We start from the raw sequence: 3,996 nt of genomic DNA, 5'->3' as shown, positions 1-3,996 counted from the left end.
GTTTAACAATCTATTACTGCTTAATCGTATAACATTCATTAGGGGGAACATCAATTGAATAAGCGGAATACTGGAATGGCACTATCACTTATACTTGCTGCAGGAACACTATTAGGTGCTTGTGGGAAAAGTGATGACAACAAAGGAAACGATACGACTAAGGGCGGAGAAAATGGAAAAGGCTTCTCAGTNNAAATCATTTAACCAATCTTCTTGGGAAGGTCTTGAGAAATTTGGTAAAGAGAATGGCTTAACAAAAGGTAAAGGCGGCTATGATTATCTTGCTTCCAAATCGGATGCAGATTATACAACAAACTTAAATACTCTTGTTCGTCAAGGATTTGACTTAGTATACGCTATCGGATTCTTAATGCCAGCATCACTTGAAGAAATTGCGAATCAACAAAAAGATTCTAAATTTGCAATTGTGGACGCTGAAGTAAAACTGCCAAACGTAGCAAGTATTTTATTTAAGGAGCAAGAGGCTGGATTCCTTGCAGGAGTAGCTGCTGCTCTCTCAACAAAAACTAACCATATTGGATTTATTGGCGGAATGGAAATTCCTGTTGTTGAACGTTTCGAATCTGGTTACTTGGCCGGTGTTAAGGCAGCTAAGCCAGAGGTAAAAGTTGATGTTCAGTATGCAGGTGCGTTTGACAAGGCCGAGCTTGGTCAATCGATTGCATCTAAAATGTATTCCTCCGGTGCGGACGTAGTCTTCCACTCAGCTGGTGCTACTGGTGTTGGTCTATTTAAGGAAGCTAATGACAGACAGAAAAAAGACCCTAGCAAACAATATTGGGCAATTGGAGTTGACCGTGACCAAGCTGACATGGGTCCAGATGTTGTCCTTACATCAGCACTAAAACGGGTCGATATCGCTGTTAATGACCTTGCAACAAAAACTAAAGATGGCAATTTCCCTGGCGGCGAGGTTGCATTATATGGTCTGAGTGAAGATGGTGTTGGCTTAGCACCGATCAATGCAAAAGCAGAAAACAAAGCGGAAATTGAAGCAACCGTAAAAGAATGGGTCGATAAGATTAAATCAGGTGCTGTAAAAGTTCCTGAAACACGTAAAGAATTAAAAACGTTTAATCCAAAATGATAACACTGATTAGGTAGGGACAGGATTAGTGTAATTTATGGGGTGTGTTATATGCCTGAAAGAATGACGGAGAAAGAGCTTTTGATTCTCGATTTAATACGAAAGAATCCATATGTTTCTCAACAAGAGCTTGCTGAAATATTAGGGTTATCCCGACCCTCGATTGCTAATATTATTTCTGGTTTAACTAGAAAAGGAAATATTTTAGGCAGGGCCTACATTTTAAGTGAATCACAACGAGTAATTTGTATTGGCGGCGCCAACATAGACCGAAAATTCCATATCAAAGAAAAAGCCCAGTTAGGAACTTCCAATCCTATTTATGCCACTCAAAATGCAGGCGGCGTTGCACGGAATATCGCTGAAAACCTAGGCCGGCTTGGGATGGAAGTGTCACTAATATCGGCATGCGGCGTTGATAAGGACTGGTCAGTCATTGAAGATGCGTCGAATCTTTATATGAACCTAGAAACCGTAACTCAGTTTCCTGAAAAATCAACTGGTTCTTACACAGCTGTTTTAGACTCTGACGGAGAATTAGTAATTGCCTTAGCAGATATGGAAGTGTATGACGCAATCACACCTGAATTGCTGCTAAGGCATGATGTATTATTAAGCTCAGCAAAATGTATCATGGTCGATTTAAATTGTCCAAAAGAAACCATCCAATTCTTATGCCATTTTGCTAAAAATCATAATCTACCGATTGTTTTGGTACCTGTTTCTTCACCAAAAATGGCACGATTGCCGGATGCTTTAGACGGTGTTACATGGCTAATTACGAACCGAGACGAATCAGAAACTTATTTTCATACAGAGATCAAAAATGAAGATGATTGGAAAGATGCAGTAGAAAAGTGGCTAGCACTGGGCATCTCCAATGTAATCATTACGAATGGAAAAGCAGGTTCCATGATTGGGAATAGGGAAGAGGGTATCTTTCTTGTTCCTCCAATCGTGACTAAGGAAATTGTCGATGTAACGGGGGCGGGAGACGCCTTTTCCTCTGCTGTTATTTATTCTTGGTTAGAAGGAAAATCATTAATTGAAATCGCTAAAACTGGAAGTATGAATGCATCTAAAACATTGCAATCACCCTATACAGTCCGACAAGATTTATCGGCAGCACAACTACAAAAAGACATGGAGGAATTATCATGAAACAATATATTACATTTTCTGAAGAAGTACAGACAGCTAAAGAACAAGGAAAACCAATTGTTGCCTTAGAGTCTACGATTATTTCTCACGGAATGCCTTATCCGCAAAATGTTCAGACTGCTCGTGAAGTGGAACAAATTGTGCGTGATAACGGGGCAGTTCCGGCTACAATTGCCATCATTGATGGAAAAATTAAAATCGGATTATCTGATGAAGAGTTAGAAATGTTCGGTAAAAGCTCAGATGTTGCAAAAGCATCACGACGAGATTTAGCTTATTTGATTGCTACAAAAAAACTTGGAGCAACAACAGTAGCTGCGACAATGATTTGTGCAGAAATGGCAGATATTCAAATCTTCGTTACAGGTGGTATTGGCGGTGCTCACCGTGGGGCAGAAACCACAATGGATATCTCAGCTGACCTCGAAGAACTAGGGCAAACAAATGTTGCCGTTATTTGTGCGGGTGCTAAATCTATTTTAGATTTAGGGTTAACGATGGAATATCTTGAAACTAAAGGTGTACCGGTTATTGGCTACCAAACTGATGTACTCCCTGCTTTCTATACGCGCAAAAGTGAATTCGGATTAAACTTAAGTGCAGATGATGTTGATACAATCGCCTCTACATTAAAAGTAAAATGGGATTTGAACCTAAAAGGCGGAGCGGTTATTGCTAATCCAATTCCTGAAGAATACGCTATGGATGAGAAAGTAATAAATGCGGTCATTGAATCAGCATTAAAAGAGGCAGAAGAACGCCACATCACTGGTAAAGATGTAACGCCATTCATGCTTGGTAAGGTAAAAGAACTAACAGAAGGCAAAAGCCTAGATGCAAACATTGCATTAGTTAAAAACAATGCTGTTGTGGGAGCAAAAATAGCTGTAAGCTTTAACGCATTGAAATAATAAAAAGAATAAGAAAATACTTTCTGCTTGTAGATCAGATCTAGCTCTAGATTCGTCTACAAGCTTTTTTTATTATTCTTTTATAGTTTTTACTATATTTCAAAATAATCTGATAATATGGTATAATTATTTGATACATATTGAAAGATGTTAATTGAAATCATTTCCTATACCGATGTGCTAAATTGTTAATGATATTGAGAAGTCGGAGCGGATATGCTAGGGTTAACCGCTGAAAAAGTGATTGGAATGCCAATTTCTGAAGTTTTGGATAATCAGGCATTTTCATTACATGTCTTGAAAAGCGGTAAGCCGATTATAGAGAAAGAAATAAAAATAAAAATTAATAAAGGGCAATATTATTTTCGACTATCTTCCGTCCCCCTCTTTGATCATTTGGATGAACCAATTGGGGTTGTCTACCATTTTAAAGATATTAGAAAAGAAGTAGAAATGATTGTGAACACGAAGAGTTTTTTTCACTTTGACGATATTATTTATCAATGTGAAGAAATGAAGAACTTAATCCATTAGCCCAAAAAGCGGCAATGCAGGACTCAAGTATCTTAATTGAAGGTGAAAGCCGAACAGGGAAGGAACTTATTGCCCAATCCATTCATAATTACAGCAACCGCTCAAAGAAGACCGGCACTTAATAATAAACGCGCTTCACGAGTCAAAAGGGAACAAAAGCAAGGCAGCTAAAAAGCTTGGGATTGCTAGATCAACTTTATATGAAAAAATGTATCAGCATCAATTACTTTAGAGTTCCATTTACATTTATATGGAATCAACTATTATATTAGCAGTTACAAA

5 protein-coding genes and 1 pseudogene are annotated in these 3,996 nt (G+C 38.2%); all 6 read left to right on the top strand.

Annotation, left to right across the window (positions count from 1 at the left end; all coding sequences use genetic code 11):
* The first annotated feature begins 54 nt into the window (after nt 1-54).
* The 6 genes and pseudogenes from V7659_RS03985 to V7659_RS03965 all read left to right on the top strand — a co-directional run bounded on the left by V7659_RS03985 (nt 55) and on the right by V7659_RS03965 (nt 3,946).
* Nucleotides 55-1,108: pseudogene (locus tag V7659_RS03985) on the top strand (BMP family lipoprotein).
* A 51-nt stretch (nt 1,109-1,159) separates the two neighbouring features.
* Entirely contained in the window at nt 1,160-2,269 is a 1,110-nt protein-coding gene (locus V7659_RS03980) for a carbohydrate kinase (protein WP_335538265.1), read from the top strand.
* Entirely contained in the window at nt 2,266-3,180 is a 915-nt protein-coding gene (locus V7659_RS03975) for a pseudouridine-5'-phosphate glycosidase (protein ID WP_335453445.1), read from the top strand. The genes V7659_RS03980 and V7659_RS03975 overlap by 4 nt, the downstream gene beginning before the upstream one ends.
* Nucleotides 3,181-3,396: 216 nt before the next feature.
* On the top strand, nt 3,397-3,714 hold the full coding sequence (locus V7659_RS03970; protein ID WP_335538264.1) for a PAS domain-containing protein: 318 nt from the start codon (nt 3,397-3,399) through the stop codon (nt 3,712-3,714).
* Nucleotides 3,715-3,728: 14 nt separating this feature from the next.
* Complete coding sequence (locus V7659_RS32040; RefSeq protein ID WP_420491700.1) at nt 3,729-3,836, top strand: sigma 54-interacting transcriptional regulator; 108 nt, start codon at nt 3,729-3,731, stop codon at nt 3,834-3,836.
* Nucleotides 3,836-3,946: a helix-turn-helix domain-containing protein gene (locus V7659_RS03965; RefSeq protein ID WP_335538268.1), complete on the top strand. Its 111-nt coding sequence runs from the start codon at nt 3,836-3,838 to the stop codon at nt 3,944-3,946. The genes V7659_RS32040 and V7659_RS03965 overlap by 1 nt, the downstream gene beginning before the upstream one ends.
* Nucleotides 3,947-3,996 lie beyond the last annotated feature (50 nt).

Origin of the sequence: Neobacillus drentensis (assembly GCF_036966985.1) — a bacterium.
Lineage (GTDB): Bacteria > Bacillota > Bacilli > Bacillales > Cytobacillaceae > Neobacillus > Neobacillus drentensis_E.
The sequence above is the reverse complement of the archived record's forward strand: the minus strand, read 5'-3'. Positions and strand labels throughout refer to the sequence as shown.

What these genes read in the sequence shown, in the direction of transcription:
- V7659_RS03970 (WP_335538264.1), top strand. Translation starts at nt 3,397, where the DNA reads ATGCTAGGGTTAACCGCTGAAAAAGTGATTGGAATGCCAATTTCTGAA.
- V7659_RS03980 (WP_335538265.1), top strand. Translation starts at nt 1,160, where the DNA reads ATGCCTGAAAGAATGACGGAGAAAGAGCTTTTGATTCTCGATTTAATA.
- V7659_RS32040 (WP_420491700.1), top strand. Translation starts at nt 3,729, where the DNA reads ATGCAGGACTCAAGTATCTTAATTGAAGGTGAAAGCCGAACAGGGAAG.
- V7659_RS03975 (WP_335453445.1), top strand. Translation starts at nt 2,266, where the DNA reads ATGAAACAATATATTACATTTTCTGAAGAAGTACAGACAGCTAAAGAA.